Annotated in this window: 19 protein-coding genes; 6 read left to right on the forward strand and 13 right to left on the reverse strand. The window is 70.1% G+C overall.

Translation table 11 applies throughout. From position 1 onward, the window contains the following. Positions 1-4 precede the first annotated feature (4 nt). From ACAM58_RS26360 to ACAM58_RS26405, 10 genes are all read right to left on the reverse strand, one after another. On the reverse strand, positions 5-433 hold the full coding sequence (locus ACAM58_RS26360) for a MaoC family dehydratase (RefSeq protein ID WP_041945786.1): 429 nt from the start codon (positions 431-433) through the stop codon (positions 5-7). An 8-nt stretch (positions 434-441) separates the two neighbouring features. Then, on the reverse strand, positions 442-885 hold the full coding sequence (locus ACAM58_RS26365; protein ID WP_369664869.1) for a MaoC family dehydratase N-terminal domain-containing protein: 444 nt from the start codon (positions 883-885) through the stop codon (positions 442-444). Further along, positions 882-2066, reverse strand: a complete 1185-nt coding sequence (locus tag ACAM58_RS26370; RefSeq protein WP_278881087.1) for a lipid-transfer protein — start codon at positions 2064-2066, stop codon at positions 882-884. The genes ACAM58_RS26365 and ACAM58_RS26370 overlap by 4 nt, the downstream gene beginning before the upstream one ends. Positions 2067-2174: 108 nt before the next feature. After that, on the reverse strand, positions 2175-2609 hold the full coding sequence (locus ACAM58_RS26375; RefSeq protein WP_369664870.1) for a PaaI family thioesterase: 435 nt from the start codon (positions 2607-2609) through the stop codon (positions 2175-2177). Continuing rightward, positions 2606-3424: an SDR family oxidoreductase gene (locus ACAM58_RS26380; RefSeq protein ID WP_041945785.1), complete on the reverse strand. Its 819-nt coding sequence runs from the start codon at positions 3422-3424 to the stop codon at positions 2606-2608. Before ACAM58_RS26380 ends, ACAM58_RS26375 begins: the two co-directional genes overlap by 4 nt. Positions 3425-3441: 17 nt before the next feature. Beyond that, complete coding sequence (locus ACAM58_RS26385; protein WP_369664871.1) at positions 3442-4422, reverse strand: tripartite tricarboxylate transporter substrate binding protein; 981 nt, start codon at positions 4420-4422, stop codon at positions 3442-3444. Between the two features lie 46 nt (positions 4423-4468). Then, positions 4469-4888, reverse strand: coding sequence for a PaaI family thioesterase (locus ACAM58_RS26390; RefSeq protein WP_369664872.1), 420 nt, complete (start codon positions 4886-4888; stop codon positions 4469-4471). Beyond that, positions 4888-6390 (reverse strand): class I adenylate-forming enzyme family protein, encoded by a 1503-nt coding sequence (locus ACAM58_RS26395; RefSeq protein ID WP_369664873.1) that lies wholly within the window; start codon positions 6388-6390, stop codon positions 4888-4890. The genes ACAM58_RS26390 and ACAM58_RS26395 overlap by 1 nt, the downstream gene beginning before the upstream one ends. A 98-nt stretch (positions 6391-6488) precedes the next feature. Continuing rightward, on the reverse strand, positions 6489-7502 hold the full coding sequence (locus ACAM58_RS26400) for an AraC family transcriptional regulator (RefSeq protein WP_369664874.1): 1014 nt from the start codon (positions 7500-7502) through the stop codon (positions 6489-6491). Positions 7503-7566: 64 nt separating this feature from the next. Further along, the gene (locus ACAM58_RS26405) at positions 7567-8748 is read right to left on the reverse strand and encodes a CaiB/BaiF CoA transferase family protein (protein ID WP_369664875.1); all 1182 of its coding nucleotides are present in this window, start codon (positions 8746-8748) and stop codon (positions 7567-7569) included. 141 nt (positions 8749-8889) lie between these two features. Between ACAM58_RS26405 and ACAM58_RS26410 the strand changes: the two genes are divergently transcribed. From ACAM58_RS26410 to ACAM58_RS26420, 3 genes are all read left to right on the forward strand, one after another. Further along, complete coding sequence (locus ACAM58_RS26410; RefSeq protein ID WP_230537802.1) at positions 8890-9300, forward strand: hypothetical protein; 411 nt, start codon at positions 8890-8892, stop codon at positions 9298-9300. Between the two features lie 139 nt (positions 9301-9439). Continuing rightward, positions 9440-10813, forward strand: a complete 1374-nt coding sequence (gene chrA / locus ACAM58_RS26415) for a chromate efflux transporter (protein WP_369664876.1) — start codon at positions 9440-9442, stop codon at positions 10811-10813. 11 nt (positions 10814-10824) lie between these two features. Then, positions 10825-11751 (forward strand): Fe-Mn family superoxide dismutase, encoded by a 927-nt coding sequence (locus ACAM58_RS26420; RefSeq protein WP_018904811.1) that lies wholly within the window; start codon positions 10825-10827, stop codon positions 11749-11751. A 36-nt stretch (positions 11752-11787) separates the two neighbouring features. Here ACAM58_RS26420 and ACAM58_RS26425 read toward each other — a convergent pair whose 3' ends face one another. Together ACAM58_RS26425 and ACAM58_RS26430 are read right to left on the reverse strand one after the other, a co-directional pair. Further along, positions 11788-12843, reverse strand: a complete 1056-nt coding sequence (locus ACAM58_RS26425; RefSeq protein ID WP_015865807.1) for a DMT family transporter — start codon at positions 12841-12843, stop codon at positions 11788-11790. After that, positions 12840-13484, reverse strand: coding sequence for a dihydrofolate reductase family protein (locus tag ACAM58_RS26430; protein WP_369664877.1), 645 nt, complete (start codon positions 13482-13484; stop codon positions 12840-12842). The genes ACAM58_RS26425 and ACAM58_RS26430 overlap by 4 nt, the downstream gene beginning before the upstream one ends. Positions 13485-13676: 192 nt before the next feature. Between ACAM58_RS26430 and ACAM58_RS26435 the strand changes: the two genes are divergently transcribed. Further along, positions 13677-13931, forward strand: a complete 255-nt coding sequence (locus ACAM58_RS26435; protein ID WP_015865805.1) for a ParD-like family protein — start codon at positions 13677-13679, stop codon at positions 13929-13931. Continuing rightward, positions 13931-14743, forward strand: coding sequence for a type I methionyl aminopeptidase (gene map / locus ACAM58_RS26440; RefSeq protein WP_278877793.1), 813 nt, complete (start codon positions 13931-13933; stop codon positions 14741-14743). Before ACAM58_RS26435 ends, map begins: the two co-directional genes overlap by 1 nt. On the opposite strand, the gene ACAM58_RS26445 is transcribed toward map, so the two are convergent. Continuing rightward, positions 14707-15861, reverse strand: a complete 1155-nt coding sequence (locus tag ACAM58_RS26445; protein ID WP_015865803.1) for a citrate synthase family protein — start codon at positions 15859-15861, stop codon at positions 14707-14709. The genes map and ACAM58_RS26445 overlap by 37 nt on opposite strands. Positions 15862-15973: 112 nt before the next feature. On the opposite strand from ACAM58_RS26445, the gene ACAM58_RS26450 reads away from it, so the two are divergent. Beyond that, complete coding sequence (locus ACAM58_RS26450; RefSeq protein WP_369664878.1) at positions 15974-16927, forward strand: 2-hydroxyacid dehydrogenase; 954 nt, start codon at positions 15974-15976, stop codon at positions 16925-16927. The last annotated feature ends 2 nt before the right edge of the window (positions 16928-16929 follow it).

A 16929-nucleotide genomic window follows, 5' to 3' on the forward strand; every position in this document is an offset into this window, starting at 1 on the left:
TGTGTCAGGGCCAGGCGACCAGTGCCTCGGCGCTCAGCCTGGCGGCGCCTTCGTGGTTGGCCGTCATGAGCTTCAGCCGCACGCTGCGGCGGCCCTCGTGCTCGAACTTCTCGGCCACCGTGCCGGTGCAGCGGATGCGCTCGCCCACCTGGGTGATGGCGGCAAAGCGCAGGTCGAGCGAGCGGATCGCCGGCTGCGGCACCCAGTGGGTCAGCAGCCGCGCGAGCCAGGCCGCCGACAGCATGCCGTGCGCGAACACGTCGGGCATGCCGGCGGATCTGGCGAAGTCGATGTCGACGTGGATCGGGTTGTGGTCGCCCGAGGCACCGCAGTACAGCGCCAGGTCGAGCCGGCGGATCGGCGGCAATTCGAGCGGGGGCAGGGCGTCGCCGGGCTGCAGTGCGTTCCAGTCGGGGAGGGTGGCGGTGGTCATGGCGAGCCTCATGAGTTGCGGACGACGGTCACGCAGCGCAGCTCGGCCACGAGTTCGCCGCGCTGGTTGCTCACGTGGGTCTTGCGCACGACGAATTCGAGCGCGCCGCTCTTCTTGTCGTAGATGTCCTCGATGCGCTGGCGGAAGGTGAGCGTGTCGCCCGCATAGGCCATCGCGTGGTAGCTGAAGCCCTGCTCCCCGTGCAGCAGGCTGCGGTAGTCCATGCCCAGCAGCTCGCGGATGGCGGCCGGGTTGGGCGCCTCCATCTCCAGGCAGAAGAGAAAGGTGGGCGGCACCGGCAGGCCCGGATTCCCCGCATCGTGCGCGGCGGCCTCGTCGATGTAGACGGGATCGGTCTGGCCCGTGGCCTTGGCGAAGAAGCGCAGGCGGCCTTTTTCCACTTCCACCTGGAAGGGCGGGAGCTGGTGGCCGATGTGGCGGCGGTCGATCATCTGGATTGATAGAGCGTGACCACGCAGGCGCCGCCCAGGCCCAGGTTGTGCTGCAGCGCGAGCCGTGCGCCTTCGACCTGGCGCTGCTCGGCCCGGCCGCGCAATTGCCACACCAGCTCCGCGCACTGCGCAAGGCCCGTGGCGCCGAGCGGATGGCCCTTGGACAGCAGGCCGCCCGAAGGATTGGTTACCACGCGCCCGCCGTAGGTGTTGTCGCCCTCGACGATGAAGCGCTCGGCCGTGCCCTCGGGCGTGAGGCCCAGCGCCTCGTAGGTGATGAGCTCGTTGGCGGTGAAGCAGTCGTGCAGCTCCACCACGTCGAGTTCCTCGGGGCCGATGCCGGCGTCCTCGTACACCTGGCGGGCGGCGGCGGCGGTCATGTCGTAGCCGACCAGCTTGCGCATGTCCCTGCTGTCGAAGGTGGAAGGCGTATCGGTGGTCATGGCCTGCGCGGCGATCACCACGCGCATGTCGAGGCCGTGCTTCTCTGCGAACTCGGCCGAGCAGAGGATGGCCGCGGCCGCGCCGCAGGTGGGCGGGCAGCACTGGAAGCGCGTGAGCGGATCGAACACCAGCGGCGAGGCCATCACCTCGTCGAGCGTGAGCGTCTGGCGGAACACCGCGAGCGGGTTGCGCGCGGCATGCTGGCGCGCCTTCACCGAGATGCGGCCGAAGGTGTCGCGGCGGATGCCGTGCTGCGCGATGTAGTCGCGGCCGGCACCGCCGAAGAACTGCGCGGCGCGCGGCGCTTCGGGCACGTAGCCCTGCTTCTCGGCCATGACCTCGGCGAAGCGCGCCATCGGCGAAGGCCGGTCGTCGTAGGCGCCCTTGAGCGCGCCGGGCTGCATCTGCTCGAAGCCGAGCGCGATCGCGCATTCGACCATGCCGCTCTCGACCGCCTGGCGCGCGAGGAACAGCGCGCTGGAGCCGGTGGAGCAGTTGTTGTTGAGGTTGAAGACCGGAATGCCGCTCAGGCCGACACCGTAGATGGCGGCCTGCCCCGCGGTGGAGTCGCCGTAGACATAGCCGACATAGGCCTGCTGCACCAGCGCGTAGTCGACGCCGGCATCGTCGAGCGCGAGCCTGGCGGCGCGCGCACCCATCACGGTGTAGGGGTCGCTGGCGCCGGGCTTGGTGAAGGGGATCATGCCCACGCCGACCACATGGACGGGGCGCTGCATACGTGTCATGGAAACTCCTGGATGAGACGCGGTGACGATGGATGAAGTCTCCGCCGCTGCGCAGGCTTCAACAATCGCGGATCGGCCCAAAACGATTGGCCGAAACGCTCAAGCCGGGTCGCGGTAGCGGAAGGTACCCATCGCACGCGCCGCCACCTCGCCGCTGGCATCGGTGACGGTGGCCTCGCAAAAGCACACCGAACGCCCGCCGCCCGTGGCGTGCCCCTGCGCCTGCAGCACCCCGCCCGCGGGCCGCATGAAGGCGATGTGCATGTCGACCGTGACGACCTCGCGTGCATAGCCGACGCGCGAGAGCGCGGCATGCGCCATGGCGCTGTCGAGCAGGGTCATCAGCACGCCGCCGTGGCCGCTCGCGTGGTTGTTCAGCAGCTCGGGGCGCAGCACCACCGACACCCGCGATTCGCCGCCCTCCGCATGCTCGAGCCTGAGCCCGAGGTGCTCGGAAAAGGGCACGTGGCGCCGCGGTCCGCTGCGCGGCCGGCCGTCGCCTTCCTGCGGCGCGCTCGCAAGGTGCAGGCTCATGGCGCGGACCCCCGCTTCGACGCGGCCGCTGCCGCCGTGAAGTCGCGCGGCCCGGTCAGCGCCAGGCCGCCGTCCACGGGAATGACGGCGCCCGTGATGTAGGAGCCCCAGTCGCTCGCGAGCATCATCGCCATGCGGCTGATGTCTTCGATGCGGCCCAGCCGCTTGAGCGGCACGCGATCGGCCATCGCGGCCATGGTGCCTTCGGTGGGCGCGAGCCGCTTCAGGCCCTCGGTGTCGGCGATCGGCCCGGGCACGATGGAGTTGATGCGGATGCCCTGCGGGCCCCACTCGAGCGCGAGCACCTGCGTCAGCATGTCGACACCGGCCTTGGCCGCGCACACATGGGCCTGGAAGGGCGTGGGCGTGAAGGCCTGGCCGGCCGAGATCTGGATCACGCAGGCGCCGGGCCGGCGCAGGTGTGCATGCGCGAGCCGCGCGACGTTGAAGCTGCCCAGCAGGTCGATGTCGACCACCGTCTTGAAGGCATTGGGCGACATGTCGAGCGCGCTCGCAAGAAAGTTGCCCGCAGCGCCCGAGACCAGCACGTCGATGGGGCCGAAGCGCTCGGCGCCCTGCGCGAAGGCGCGTTCCAGCGCCTCGGGCTGGCGCACGTCGGCCGCAATGCCCAGTGCCTGCGTGCCGAGCGCCTCGAGCTGCTGCGCCGCCGCGGCCACCTTGTCGGCCGAGCGGCTGAGCACCGTGAGCCGCGCACCGGCGCGCGCAAAGGCCTGCGCGATGCCGAAGTTGATGCCGCTGGAGCCGCCGGCCACGGCCACGTGGCGGCCCGAGAAATCGAAGGCGGAAAAGTCCATGGGGTTCATCGCTGTGTTCACTCCGGCTTGAAGCCGATCTCGGCCAGCATCTTGCGTTCGCGCTCGAACTGCGCACGGGCGTAGCCGGCATAGCCCTCGCCGGTCATCAGCTTGGGCTGCATGTCGAACAGCTCCAGCTGCTGGAGGTAGGCCGGATCCGCCGCGGCCTTGCTGAAGGCCGTGTGCAGCCTGGCGGCAATCTTCGGATCGAGGTTCTTCGGCGCCACCAGGCCCACCGGCGACTCGATCACCATGTCGTGGCCCAGCTCCTTGACGGTCGGCGCGTCGTAGCGCTTCAGGCGCTCGGCCGTGAAGGTGGCGAGCAGGCGCACCTTGCCGCCCTGCACCTGGGGCCCGAAGCCGGGGTCGCCGTAGACGTCGAGATGGCGGCCGATCACCGCCTGGAAGGCCTCGCTGCCGCCCTTGTAGGGCACCAGGTTGAAGGAGGTGCCCGCCTGTTTGGCGAGCCGCTCGGCGTAGATGCGGTTGATGCTGATCGCGCCGACGTTGCCCCAGCTGACCGCGCCGGGGCGCTTCCTGGCGTCGGCCAGCAGCTCGGGCAGCGTCTTCCAGGGCGCATCGGCGGCCACCACGATGCCGGTGGCGAGGCTGGCCAGCCCGATCAGGTAGCTGAAGTCCTTGAGCGGATCCCAGCTCACCTTCTGCACCAGCGGCGCGCGGATCACCGAGTTGTGCATGACCGCGATGGTGTAGCCGTCGGCTTCGTTCATGGTTGCCAGCGATGCGGTGCCGGTGACGCCGCCCGCGCCCGGCTTGTGCATCAGCACGATGGGCTGGCCCAGGTCCCTGGAGGCGGCCTCGGCCAGCGTGCGGAAGATCGGGTCGAAGGAGCCGCCCGGCGGAAATGGCAGCACGAGCAGGATCGGCTTGCTCGGATACGGCTCGGCGGCCAAGGCCGGGGCGGCCGTGCCGGCGCCGAGCGCGATCAGTGCGCCCAGTGCGGCGCGCCGGCTGAGCGGGCGGAAGCTGCGGTTCATGGTGTCGTGTCTCCTGTCGTTTGAAATTGGCGGCGGCGCATGCGGCTCAGGCGGCCTGCGGCAGCGGCAGGTAGCGGAAGGACCCCTGCGCTTGCGCGACCACGCAGCCGGCCTCGTCGCTGACCGTGGCGCGGCACCAGGCCACGCTGGCGTCGTGCTGCACCACTTCGCCGTCGGCCGTGAGGCGGCCGCGGCCCGGCGCGTGGAAGCTGGTGTTGAGGCTGAGCGTGACGGCGGTGCGCGCAAAGTCGAACAGCGACACGGCCGCGCTCGCCATGGCCACGTCGAGCAGCGTGACCAGCACGCCGCCGTGCACGGCGCCGATGACGTTGCCGAGCTCGGGCCGCGCATCGATGACGAGGCGTGCGCGACCGCCTTCGGAGAACTCGCGGCGCGCCTCCAGCAGCCGCATGAACGGCACCTGGCCGAACAGGTGGCGGGGGTCCGCACCGGTGACGGGCTGCATCACGCCTGCAGCCGCTCGCGCAGCACGTTCTTCAGCACCTTGCCCGCGGCCGACAGCGGCAGCTCGCGCAGGAAGCTGATGCCGCGCGGGCACTTGTAGCCGGCCAGGCGCTCGCGGCACCAGGCGCGCAGTTCATCGGCATCGGCGCGCGCATCGTCGGCCAGCACGACCGCCGCGTGCACCGCCTCGCCCCAGCGCGCATCGGGCACGCCGATGACCGCCGCCTGCCGCACCTGCGGATGGCTGCGCAGCGCGGCCTCCACCTCGGCGCAGTAGACGTTCTCGCCGCCGCTGATGATCATGTCCTTCAGGCGGTCGACGATGAACAGGTGGCCGTCGGGCAGCATGCGGCCCGCATCGCCGGTGCGCAGCCAGCCGTCCCGCAGCGCGGCGGCCGTGGCCTCGGGGTTGCGCCAGTAGCCCTGCATCACCATCGGTCCGCGCGCCAGCACTTCGCCGACCTGGCCGCGCGGCAGTTCGCGGCCGCTCTCGTCCGCGATGATGATCTCGGCGCCCAGGCCGGCGCGGCCGACCGAGTTCAGCCGGCCGAGCGCGCGCGCTTCCGGTCGGTGGTTCGACGGCAGGTTGATGCACACGGCACCCGCGGTTTCGGTGAGGCCGTAGGCCTGGAAGAACTCGGCATGCGGCCAGGCTTCCAGCGCGCGGTCGAGCAGGTCGGGCGGCATCGGCGCCGCACCGAAGGCGATGCGCGTGAGGCTGCGCACGCGCCCGGGTGTGAACGCCGGGTCGTCGAGCAGCGATTGCAGCATGCTCGGCACCACGACGATGTCGCCGATGCGGTGCTCCTCGATCGCGTCGATCACGGCGGCGGGCCGGAATTGCGCCATCGTCACGCAGCCGCCGCCGACGATCAGCTGGCCCACCAGGCGGCCGAGCCCGGCGACGTGGAACAGCGGCGCCACCAGCAGCGAGACGGAATCGGGCGCGTTGTTGAGTTCGGCGCCGCGCGTCATCGATGCGGTCCAGAAATTGGCGTGGCTCAGCATCACGCCCTTGGAGCGGCCGGTGGTGCCGCCGGTGTAGAGGATGGCGGCGAGCGCGTCGCCGCCGGTGCGCGTGTCGGGCAGCGGTTCCAGCGCCGCGCCTTCGTCTTCGAGCGCATCCAGCTGCGCAAGTGCGGGTGCATCGGCCGGCGCCAGCGCCCGCAGGCTTTGGTGCACGAGCAGCAAGGAGGCTTGGCTGTCCTGCAGCGCATGCGCGAGCTCCGGCGTGCTCCAGCGGATGTTCAAGGGACAGGCGACGGCGCCGAGCCACCAGCATGCGAGGATGGCCCGCACCAGCTGGTCGCTGTTGGGCGCGAGCAGCGCCACGCGGTCGCCGCGCGCAATGCCGCGCCGGGCCAGCGCGGCCGCCTGGTGCGCGATGCCGTCCGCCATCTGCGCATGCGTCTGGCGGCGCACGCCGGCCTCGCCCACGTGGGTGAGCGCCGCCATGCCGGGGTTGCGCTGGAGCGCGCGATGCAGGCCTTGGGTCAGGTACACGATGGAGCCACCGACGGGTAACGAAGATGCGGCACAGCTTAGGCCGCACCGCGCACCGCACCCATGGCGGGAAGCGCCAAAGGGCTTGGCGAAACCGCTCAGCGTTCCGGGCCGTGCGTCAGCCGGTACTCGCCGGGCGCCACACCGGTCCACTGCTTGAAGGCGCGGTGGAAGGTGCTGGCTTCCGAGAAGCCCACGCGGTTGGCGATGTCCAGCAGCGGCAGCGGCGTGTGCAGCAGGTAGTCGATGGCGGCGTCGCGCCGCAGCTCGTCCTTGATCTGCTGGAAGCCGCGGCCTTCGTCGCGCAGGCGACGGCGCAGCGTCTGCGGCGTCACCGCGAGCGCCTCGCCCACTTCCTCCAGCGACGGCAGCTCGCTGCCCAGGCCCTTGCGCAGCAACCGGCGGATGCGCTCTGTGAGGCTGCTGGTGTCGCGGTACTTCACGATCAGGTTGGCCGGCGAACCCGCGAGGAATTCGCGCAGGCTCTGCGGCGACTGCACCACCGGCAGGTCGAGCCAGCGCGCCTCGAACGACATGCCCACATGCGCCTGGCCGTAGCGGATCGGCACCTGGTAGACGCGCGAGGTCTCGGTGTTGGTCTGCTCGGCCGTGTAGTCGACCTCGAGCAGCGGAATGCGGCGCGCCACCAGCCAGGAGGAGGCATTGAACGCGAACAGCATGAAGGCCTTCACCGCATAGTCGAGCCGCGCATCGGAGGCGCGCCGCAGCACGAACTGCACATGCGCGCTGCTGCCCTGCACCGTAAGGCGCGGCACGAAGTCGTGCAGCAGCAGGTGGTAGGAAGCGAAGCCTTCGCGCAGGGCCTCGCCCAGCGTGGCGCAGCGCACCAGCTGGCGCATGCACTGGCCGAAGCTGCCGGGCGGCAGCGGGCCGCTCAGGAGGCCCCAGATCTCGTCGCGCAGTTCGCGACGCAGCGCGCGGATCAGCAGCGCGTACTGGCGCTGCGAGATGCGCGCGAGCGGCGATTCCAGCAGCGACGGCGCGATGCCCGCGCGGACCAGCACGCGCGCCGCATCGATGCCGCGGTGGCGCGCGCCCATCAGGATGCTGTGCACCTGCTGGATGGCAACGGTGTGGTGGGTGAGCGTCATCGGTGGCGGCCGCTGCTGCAACTCGGCCGGTGGGATTGTAGGCAGCGCCCCGGGAGGCAGTGCCTCAGTCGATGGCGCCGGCGGCCCGCAGCGCGGCCACGGCCGATGCATCGAGCCCGGCCTGCCGCAGGATCTCGTCGGTGTGCTCGCCGGCGCGCGGGGCGGCGCGGGGAACAGACGGCTCGAAGCCGGTCATCTTGATCGGGCAGCCGAGCTGCGGCGGCGCGGCGTCATCGGCCGCAACGCGCATGCCGCGCGCGCGGAAATGCGGATGCGCCAGCGTCTCGTCGATGCGCAGCACCGGCGTCACGCAGCCCGTGCCGTCGTGGAACAGGCTGCGCCAGTGCGCGAGCGGCCGCGCGCCGAAGATCGCGGCCAGCTCCGCGCGCAGGCGCTCCTCGGTGGCGGCATCGCCGCTGCGGTGCAGCGGCGCGAGGTCGGGGCGCTCGAGCAGGCGGCACAGGTCGTGCCAGAACTTGGGCTCCAGCGCACCGACCGCCAGCTGCCGGCCGTCGGCCGTGCGGTAGTAGCCGTAGCAGGCGAGCGCGCCCGTCAGCGCGCTGTGGCCGATGCGCGGCACCTCGCCGTGCTGGTGCAGGCCGGCCAGCGGCAGCACCGCATGGGCCAGCACGCCGTCGGCCATCGCGATGTCGACATGCCGCCCGCGCCCGCTGCGCGCGGCATCGAACAGCGCGGCCAGGATCCCGGCCACCGCGGTCATGGTGCCGCCCAACAGGTCGGCCACGGGCAGGTTCGACAGGGCAGGGCCCGCGGCATTGCCGACCTGGTCGGCCACGCCGGCAAGCGCCGCGTAGTTCAGGTCGTGCCCGGGCGTGTCGCTGAGCGGCCCGGTCTGGCCGAAGCCGCTGATGCTGCAGTAGACGATGCGCGGGTTCGCGGCCGCCACCGCTTCATAGCCGACCCCCAGCCGCTGCATCACGCCGGGCCGGAAGCCCTCCACCAGCACGTCGGCCTCGCGGCACAGGCGCAGCAGCGTGGCCACGCCCTGCGCCTGCTTCAGGTCGATGCGGATCGCGCGCTTGTTGCGGTTGACGAGCGCACGCACACTGGGGCTCGCGTAATCGCCGGCGCCGGTGTCTTCGATCTTGATCACGTCGGCGCCAAGGTCGGCCAGGTGCATGGCGCCGAGCGGCCCGGGCAGCAGGCGGGTCAGGTCGAGCACGCGCACGCCGGCGAGCGGCGCGCCTTTGGCTGCGCCGGCGATGGGTTCGGGGGAAGCGGTCATGTGGGCTGCAATCTAGGCGGCGCGGCGCGGCGCGGCAATGGCGGCACCGCTCCGGGCGATTGGCGAAAAGCGTCAGGGGGCGCCATGGCGCGGCTTGTTGCCGGCGTATGCTTCGGGATGCGGAGGTTTCAGATGCTCCCCATGGTCATTGCGCTCATAGCGACCGTCGTCCTGCTCGTCTGGATGGGATTCTTCATGATGGGCTCGCTGCCACTGCTGGTGCTCAAGCACGACACACCGCTGGACTCGCGCTTCATCCGGGGCCTTTTCAACGTCTACTACGTTGCCGTGATGCTGACGGCGAGCGCGGCAGCACTCAGCTACACGTGGGCCGGCAAACCCGCTTTCGCCCTGGGCATGGCTCTCATCGCAGCCTGGGCATTCGCGCTGCGCCGCTGGATCATCATCCCGCGCATGGACATGCTGCGGCACACGATACCGGCCGCTGACACTTCGATCTTCCGGTTCCGCCGGCTCCACGTCGCCGGGATGATGCTCAACGTGGCGCAATTGGCCACGGTGGCCTGGGCCTTGACGCGGTTGGGTCTCTGAACCGGCCGCGCCAACCTGCGCGCAGCAGCTGCAGCGCAGCGGCAGGTGTTACGATGCCGCCATCGGGAAAACAGCCTCCCGTTCTGCAAAGTCAGACGGTGTCCCGTCCAAGCGCTGGTGACTCACAACGGAGCCTTCCGTGGACACCGCCTTGCCTGACGCACCTCCTGCGCTTCCTGCGCCCTCCCAGCCTGTTTCCTTCGCCGAAGCGCTTCGCTTCTGGCTCAAGCTCGGCTTCATCAGCTTCGGCGGGCCCGCCGGACAGATCGCGATCATGCATGCCGAGTTGGTCGAGCGCCGGCGCTGGATCAGCGAAAAGCGCTTTCTGCATGCGCTGAACTTCTGCATGCTGCTGCCCGGGCCCGAGGCGCAGCAGCTGGCCACCTACATTGGCTGGCTCATGCACCGCACCCGCGGCGGCATCGTGGCGGGCGCACTGTTCGTGCTGCCTTCGCTGTTCATCCTGATCGCGCTGTCGTGGATCTACCTGCGCTTCGGCAACGTGCCGGTGGTGGCCGGCATCTTCTACGGCATCAAGCCGGCGGTCACCGCACTGGTGCTGCACGCGGCGCATCGCATCGGCAGCCGCGCATTGAAGAACCGGTGGATGTGGGGCATTGCCGCGGCCGCCTTCGTGGCCATCTTCGCTTTCGACACGCCATTTCCCGCGATCGTGCTGGCCGCCGGGCTGGTCGGCCACTTCGGCGCGCGATGGGCGCCCGGCGTGTTTGCACTGGGCGGCGGCCACGGCAGCGCCGCGCAGAGCTACGGCCCGGCACTCATCGACGACGACACGCCCACGCCGCCGCATGCGCGCTTCTCGCGCTCGCGCCTGGCCGGGATCCTTGCGGCCGGGCTCGGCCTGTGGCTGCTGGCGATGGGCATGCTTGTCGCCACGCAGGGGCTGCACGGCACGCTCACGCAGATGGGCTGGTTCTTCACCAAGGCGGCGCTCCTGACCTTCGGCGGCGCCTATGCCGTGCTTCCCTACGTCTACCAGGGTGCGGTCGAGCAATACCACTGGCTCTCCGGCGCGCAGATGATCGACGGGCTGGCGCTGGGTGAGACCACGCCGGGCCCGCTGATCATGGTGGTGGCTTTTGTCGGCTTCGTCGGCGGATGGCTGAAGCAGGCGCTCGGGCCCGACTCGCTGCTGCTTGCGGGCGCGCTCGCCGCGACGGTCGTCACCTTCTTCACCTTCCTGCCGTCGTTCATCTTCATCCTGGCCGGCGGACCCGCCATCGAGGCGACGCACGGCAAGCTGGGCTTCACGGCGCCGCTGTCGGCCATCACGGCGGCCGTGGTGGGCGTGATCCTGAACCTGGCGCTCTTCTTTGCGTACCACGTGCTGTGGCCGCAGGGCTTCGGCGGCCGCTTCGATGCGGTCTCCGCGGCGATCGCGCTGGCGGCGGCCGCCGCGCTGTTCCGCTTCAAGGTCGGCGTGATGCCGCTGCTCGGTGCCTGCGCGGGCATCGGATTGGCGGTGACCTTGCTGTTTTCCCAACTGCGCTGAAGGAGCCACTCATGGACGCCCGGATTCAACCCCTGCCCTTCGATCCCGCCATGCTGCGCGGCCTGTCGGAAAAACTGCTCGCGAGCCACCACCAGAACAACTACGGCGGGGCGGTGAAGCGCCTCAACGCCATCCGCGCGCAGCTCGCCGCGACGCCGTTTGCATCCACGCCGGGCTTTCAGCTCAACGGCCTCAAGCGGGAGGAACTGATCGCGAGCAACTCGATGCTGCTGCACGAGCTGTACTTCGCGTCGCTCGGTGGCGACGGCCAGTCGATGGAACCCGCCATGGCGCTGGCACTGGCGGCCAGCTTCGGCAGCGCCGAGCGGTGGCGCGAGGAATTCGCGGCCCTGGGCAAGGCGCTCGGCGGCGGCTCCGGCTGGGTGCTGCTTGCGTTCCAGCCGCGCGAGGGCACGCTGGTCAACCAATGGGCCGCCGACCACACCCATGCGCTGGCAGGCGCCACGCCCATCCTTGCGCTGGACATGTACGAGCACGCCTACCACCTCGACCATGGCGCCGCGGCGGGCGCATACGTCGATGCCTTCATGGACAACATCCATTGGGGGCAGGTCTACGCGCGCTACCAGCAGGCCGTGCATGCGGCCAGCGAGCCTTTCGGCGCCACGCAGGACGAGATCGCCGGATCGGTGCTGCTCGACGTGCGCCGCGCCGGGGTGTTCGAGCGGGCCGCCGCGATGCTTCCAGGGGCGCGCTGGCGCGATCCGGCCGCGGTCGACAGCTGGGCCTCCGAACTGCCGGCCGGCAGCGACGTGGTGGTGTATTGCGTCTATGGCCACGAGGTGGGGCGCAGCACTGCCATGCGGCTGCGCGCGGCAGGCCTGAATGCACGCTACCTGCGCGGCGGCATCGACGGCTGGCAGGCGGCGGGCCGGCCGCTCGAAGCCAGGGCCGGCGTGCAAGGCGCGGCGCCCTGAATGGGTCCGCCCGGACGCGCACGCCCGGGCACCGGCTCAGTGGATGTGCTGGTGATGGGCGTCAGGCACATGGGCGTGCGCGTGGCGAGCCGGCTCGTGCACATGCGGATGGCTGTGCGAGCCCACGGGGAGCACATCGTGGGTGTGGTCATGGTGGCCGTCGTCGTGGCGGTGCGCATGCTCGTGCTCCATGCGCTCATGCGTGTGCTCGTGGCCATGCGACTCCGCCAGGTGCAGCGCCACGCCCAGCATCATCAGAAGCCCGCCCGCCGCCATCACCCAAGTCCCGCTCCGGTCGCCCAGCGCAATGGCAAAGGCGGCGCCGATGAACGGCGCAAAGGCAAAGACGGAGCCGGTCCGCGCCGCCCCGAAGGCGCGCTGTGCGAGCAGGTAGAAGCGAAGGCTCAGGCCATAGCCGCTGGCGCCGACCGCGAGCAGGACCAGCGCGGCGCTCGATGCAGGCATCGGCTCGCCGAACAGCCACGCCAGCAAGGCCGTCGCCGTGGCGCCGATGGCGGCCTTGCCCAGCACCACCTGCCCCGGATCGCGCTCGGCCAGCGCGCGCGAGAGCGTGTTGTCCATGCCCCAGGCCGCGGTCGCGACGAGCACGGCCAGCATTCCCCAGAGCTGCGTGCTGCCGCTGCGTCCCTGGTCGAGGACCAGCGCGATGCCTCCGGCAAGCAGGAGCAGCATGGCACCCCATACGCGCCGGTCCATCGTCTCCTGGTAGAGCAGGCGCGCCAGCAGGGCGGTGAACAGCGCTTCCAGCGTCAGCATCAGCGATGCGCTGGTCCCGCTCGTGTGCTGCAGCCCCCAGGCCAGAGCGACGGGGCCGAGCACCGCGCCGAAAGCCGCCATGGACAGGAGCCGCGGAAGATCGCCGCGCACCATCCGCGCCTCGCGCTCCACCCGCTGGCGGGACGCGAAGCCGACGGCCGCCGCGCCCGCATACAGCAGTGCGGCGGTGGTGAAGGCACCCAGTCCCTTGCCGAAATGCTGGACCAGCGGCGTGCTGACGCCAAAGAGAACGGCGGCAAGCAGTGCGAGCAGGCCGCCTTTTACGGCGGGCAGGGAAAGATGCCGAGCAGTCATGGCCGCCTTTTGAATTTCATGTGAATCACATCCGGCGCTGTGACCGTTTTCGCCAGCGCGAGGGCGCCCAGCGCCTCGGCATTGTCGAACAGGCGCTCGCCACCGCCGAGCAGGATCGGCGCCAGGTGGAGCTGCATTTCATCGACCAGGCCGGCCTTCAGGTATTGCTGCGCAGCGCGTGCGCCGCCCGCGAGCGCCACGTCCTTGCCGCCTGCCGCGCGGCGGGCCTGGTCCAGCGCGCTCTCGATGCCGTCGGTCACGAAGCTGAAGCGCGTGCCGCCTTCCATGACCAACGGGTCGCGCGCGTGATGCGTCAGCACGAACACCGGGTGATGGAACGGCGGATTGCGGCCCCACCAGCCGTCCCAGGGGGCGGTCGTGCTCCACGGTCCCGGGCCGCCGCCGAACATGTTGCGGCCCATGATGGTCGCGCCGATGCCGGCAAGCTCTTCCTCCACCACCGGCGTGCTCTCGTTCACCACGCCGCCCTCCAGGCCATGTGGACGCCGCCAGGCTTCGAGCGGGAACACCCATTCGTGCAACCGCTCGCCGCCGATGCCCAGCGGCTCCCGCAAGCTCTGGTTCGGACCGGCGACGAAACCGTCCAGCGACATCGAGATCCTGAATCGAAGCTTTGACATGCTGCGTCTCCTGCAGGCGTGGCCGAAGAGGGCGAGTCTAGGAATTGCGGGGCTGCGCGGCAATGCCAATGAAGCCGCGGTTTCTGCCAGCGGCGCGCCGCCCGCGGGTGTCGCCGGGGCTCATCCGCCCGGATCATTGCGGGACCATCCAAAACATATACAATCCACGCACATTTCATATAAAGGCAAGCGATGGGCATCGTGAAGATTTCGGACCTGATGCATGAGAACCTGCGGGTGGCGGGGAACGCCCTGAGCAGGTCCATCAATGCACAGGCAGAGCACTGGATGCGGGTCGGCATGCTGACCGAGATGCATCCGGAACTGGACTACCGGGAAGTCTGCCAGCTGCTGATACAGGCTGAACTCGCGGGCGGCCTGGACATTGCCGCGGCCGTCACCAGCCAGCCTGGCAAGCCCCGCGGATCCGCGACGGGGAAGCACTAGTGGCGCACGGCGTTCCCATCAGGTCCGCCGAGGAACTCGCGATGGCGCGGCGCGCCGGCAGGCTTGCCGCGGAGGTGCTGCAGATGGTCGAGCCCTACGTGGTGCCGGGGGTGAGCACGGAAACGCTCGACCGGATCTGCCACGACCACATCGTGAACGTGCAGGGCGCCATTCCCGCCAACGTGGGATACCAGGGCTATCCCAAAACCATCCTCACCTCCGTCAACCAGGTGGTTTGCCATGGCATTCCGTCGCCGGCCAAGATCCTGAAGAAGGGAGACATCGTCAACATCGATGTCGCCGTCATCAAGGACGGCTGGTTCGGCGACACCAGCCGCATGTACTTCGTCGGCGCGCCCAGCGTGCTGGCTCGGCGCCTGGTGGAGACGACGTACGAGGCCATGCTGGCCGGCATCCGGCAGGTCAGGCCCGGAGCGACCCTGGGCGATATCGGCCATGCGATCCAGTCGGTCGCTCACCGCGAGCAATTCAGCGTGGTGCGCGAATACTGCGGACACGGCATCGGCCGGATCTACCACGACGAACCGCAAGTGCTGCACTACGGGCAGCGCGGAGAAGGCCTCGAGCTGGAGCCGGGGATGGTCTTCACCATCGAGCCGATGCTCAACGCAGGCAGGCGCGAGACCAGGCAATTGCCCGACGGGTGGACCGTCGTGACCAGGGACCGGTCGCTGTCTGCCCAGTGGGAGCACATGGTGGCCGTCACGCCCGAGGGGTATGAAGTGCTGACGGCCTGGCCGGAAGGCGCGGGCAGCTACGCGCCAAGCGCCTCGGGCACCGGCCCCACATAGCGCCCGCGCGGGCGGATCACCTGCGCCGTGCCCAGCTGCTCCAGGCTGTGCGCCAGGAGCCCGACGCTGCGCGCAGTGGCGAACAGGCCGAAGGCCGCATCGGCAGGCAGCCGATGGTGCGCGGCCATGGCGGCCAGCGCAACGTCGATGTTGGGCTGCAGGCCGGTCAGCTTGGTCACCTTTGCGATGAAGCGCGCAATCACCTTGGGAGGCTCGAACAAGGCCAGCAGCGCGGCCGCGCGCGGGTCGCCGTCGGGGTAGAGGTGATGGCCGAATCCGGCGAGCGACAAGCCGTTCGAGAGGTGGTGTGCGAGCACCTGGTCTTCGCCCAGCCGTTCCACCTCGCTGAACAGCGCGCGCACGCGTCCCGAGGCATCGCCGTGCAGGGGGCCGGAGAGCGTGGTCAATCCCGCAAGCAGGCATGCGGGCAGCGAGGCGCCGGTCGAAGCGGCAATGCGCGCGGCAAAGGCCGAGCTGGTCAGTTCGTGGTCGGCCAGCAGCACCAGGGCCGTTCGCAGCAGATCGGCCACCTTGGCGGGCTGCTTCCATCCTTTCGCAAAGCGAAGATGCAGCGGCTCATGGCCCGGTGACGCGCCGAACGCATTGGCCAGCCGGCCGACGAGGTCCTGGCTTTCGGCATGCAGCACCCGGGTCAGGCGGCCCCCGGTGGAATGGCCGGCGGCCGCCAGGCTGGCCAAGGCCGCGAAGGCCGCGCCTCGCCCGGGCTTGCCGGAACGCAGGGACGCCATGCAGGTGAAGTCGACGGCATGTTCGGCGCCCCACAACAATTGCGCCGCATCCTCGAGCGTGGCGGTCCGGGCCATGCGCACGGCATCGCGGCCGCGGTAGTACGGCCGCCCGCGCGAGAACGCGCTGAGGGCTGTCGGAATGCTGGGCTCCGAGCCGAACAGCGTGTTGGCGGCCAGCGTCTCGTGCTTGCGGCCGGCCTGCTTGCGCCTGGCCAGGCCGGCCACGTCCTCGGTGCGGTAGAGCCTGCGCCGCGTGTCGGCCGGGTCGGGCATGACCTCGAGCTTGCCGCGGCTCACGTAGGCGTAGATCGTCTGGGGCTGCACGCCCAGGAGCTTGCACGCCTCGGTCATCGAAATCCAGGAAGCCATGGGCGGGTCGTGAGAGTCAATTTCTATTGATTATATGTATCAAGATTGACCAGCATGTCAATCTATTCATAGCATAGGCCCGGCTCCGTGAAGAGCGTTCCCGAACAGCGATATGAAACCCCAAGTCCTTCAACTCAATCCGATCCTGATCCCTGCAGTCAACGACAAGCTCGCCTCGCTCTACGCCGTGCACAAGCACTTCGAGCTGCCCGATCCAGAGGGCTGGCTGCGCCAGCACGGTGCATCGATCGATGCCGTGATCACCGGTGGGCACACCGGCATTTCGCGCGCCATGCTGGAGCAGCTGCCCAGCCTCAAGGTGGTGGCCGTCAATGGCGTGGGCACCGACGCCGTGGACCTGGCGTACTGCCGGGAGCGCGGCCTGCCCGTCACCGCAACGCTGGGCGCGCTCACCGAAGACGTGGCCGACCTCGCTATCGGCTTGCTGATCGCGGCCTGCCGCAACCTTTGCGCGGGCGACCGCTTCGTGCGGGACGGCCAGTGGGAGCGCCACCCCCAGCCCGGCGCCATTCCGCTCGCCCGCCGCTTCAGCGGCATGCGCATCGGCATCGTCGGAATGGGGCGGGTGGGCCGCGCCGTGGCGGTGCGGGCGGCTGCCTTCGGTTGCCCCATCCGCTACACCGACCTGCGCCCGATGGACGACGTTGCCTACAGCTTCATGCCGAGCCTGGTGGACCTGGCGCGCGAATCGGATGCGCTGGTGCTGTGCGCCGCCGCGGACCAGGCCGAAGGCATCGTCGACGCAGCCGTGCTCGACGCGCTGGGGCCGCGCGGCTTCCTGGTCAACGTCGCGCGCGGCCGGCTCGTGAACGAAGCCGACCTCACACAGGCGCTGGTCGACGGCCGCATTGCGGGTGCGGGGCTGGATGTGTTCGTCGACGAGCCGCGCGTGCCGCTGGCGCTGCGCCAGTCCGAGCGCACGACGCTGCAGGCCCACCGCGCCAGCGCCACCTGGGAGACCCGCACCGCCATGGCCGAGATGGTGCTCGCCAGCGTTGCCCAGGCCCTGGCCGGCGAGCGGCCGGCCATGAGCCTGACCACCTGAGC

The organism is Variovorax sp. V116 (assembly GCF_041154435.1).
In the GTDB taxonomy this organism is placed as follows: domain Bacteria; phylum Pseudomonadota; class Gammaproteobacteria; order Burkholderiales; family Burkholderiaceae_C; genus Variovorax; species Variovorax paradoxus.

Excerpts from the sequence above, each read along its gene's own strand:
- ACAM58_RS26360 (WP_041945786.1), bottom strand. The coding sequence starts at position 433 with ATGACCACCGCCACCCTCCCCGACTGGAACGCACTGCAGCCCGGCGAC.
- ACAM58_RS26365 (WP_369664869.1), bottom strand. The coding sequence starts at position 885 with ATGATCGACCGCCGCCACATCGGCCACCAGCTCCCGCCCTTCCAGGTG.
- ACAM58_RS26370 (WP_278881087.1), bottom strand. The coding sequence starts at position 2,066 with ATGCAGCGCCCCGTCCATGTGGTCGGCGTGGGCATGATCCCCTTCACC.
- ACAM58_RS26375 (WP_369664870.1), bottom strand. The coding sequence starts at position 2,609 with ATGAGCCTGCACCTTGCGAGCGCGCCGCAGGAAGGCGACGGCCGGCCG.
- ACAM58_RS26380 (WP_041945785.1), bottom strand. The coding sequence starts at position 3,424 with ATGGACTTTTCCGCCTTCGATTTCTCGGGCCGCCACGTGGCCGTGGCC.
- ACAM58_RS26385 (WP_369664871.1), bottom strand. The coding sequence starts at position 4,422 with ATGAACCGCAGCTTCCGCCCGCTCAGCCGGCGCGCCGCACTGGGCGCA.
- ACAM58_RS26390 (WP_369664872.1), bottom strand. The coding sequence starts at position 4,888 with ATGCAGCCCGTCACCGGTGCGGACCCCCGCCACCTGTTCGGCCAGGTG.
- ACAM58_RS26400 (WP_369664874.1), bottom strand. The coding sequence starts at position 7,502 with ATGACGCTCACCCACCACACCGTTGCCATCCAGCAGGTGCACAGCATC.
- ACAM58_RS26405 (WP_369664875.1), bottom strand. The coding sequence starts at position 8,748 with ATGACCGCTTCCCCCGAACCCATCGCCGGCGCAGCCAAAGGCGCGCCG.
- ACAM58_RS26410 (WP_230537802.1), top strand. The coding sequence starts at position 8,890 with ATGGTCATTGCGCTCATAGCGACCGTCGTCCTGCTCGTCTGGATGGGA.
- ACAM58_RS26420 (WP_018904811.1), top strand. The coding sequence starts at position 10,825 with ATGGACGCCCGGATTCAACCCCTGCCCTTCGATCCCGCCATGCTGCGC.
- ACAM58_RS26425 (WP_015865807.1), bottom strand. The coding sequence starts at position 12,843 with ATGACTGCTCGGCATCTTTCCCTGCCCGCCGTAAAAGGCGGCCTGCTC.
- ACAM58_RS26430 (WP_369664877.1), bottom strand. The coding sequence starts at position 13,484 with ATGTCAAAGCTTCGATTCAGGATCTCGATGTCGCTGGACGGTTTCGTC.
- ACAM58_RS26435 (WP_015865805.1), top strand. The coding sequence starts at position 13,677 with ATGGGCATCGTGAAGATTTCGGACCTGATGCATGAGAACCTGCGGGTG.
- ACAM58_RS26445 (WP_015865803.1), bottom strand. The coding sequence starts at position 15,861 with ATGGCTTCCTGGATTTCGATGACCGAGGCGTGCAAGCTCCTGGGCGTG.
- ACAM58_RS26450 (WP_369664878.1), top strand. The coding sequence starts at position 15,974 with ATGAAACCCCAAGTCCTTCAACTCAATCCGATCCTGATCCCTGCAGTC.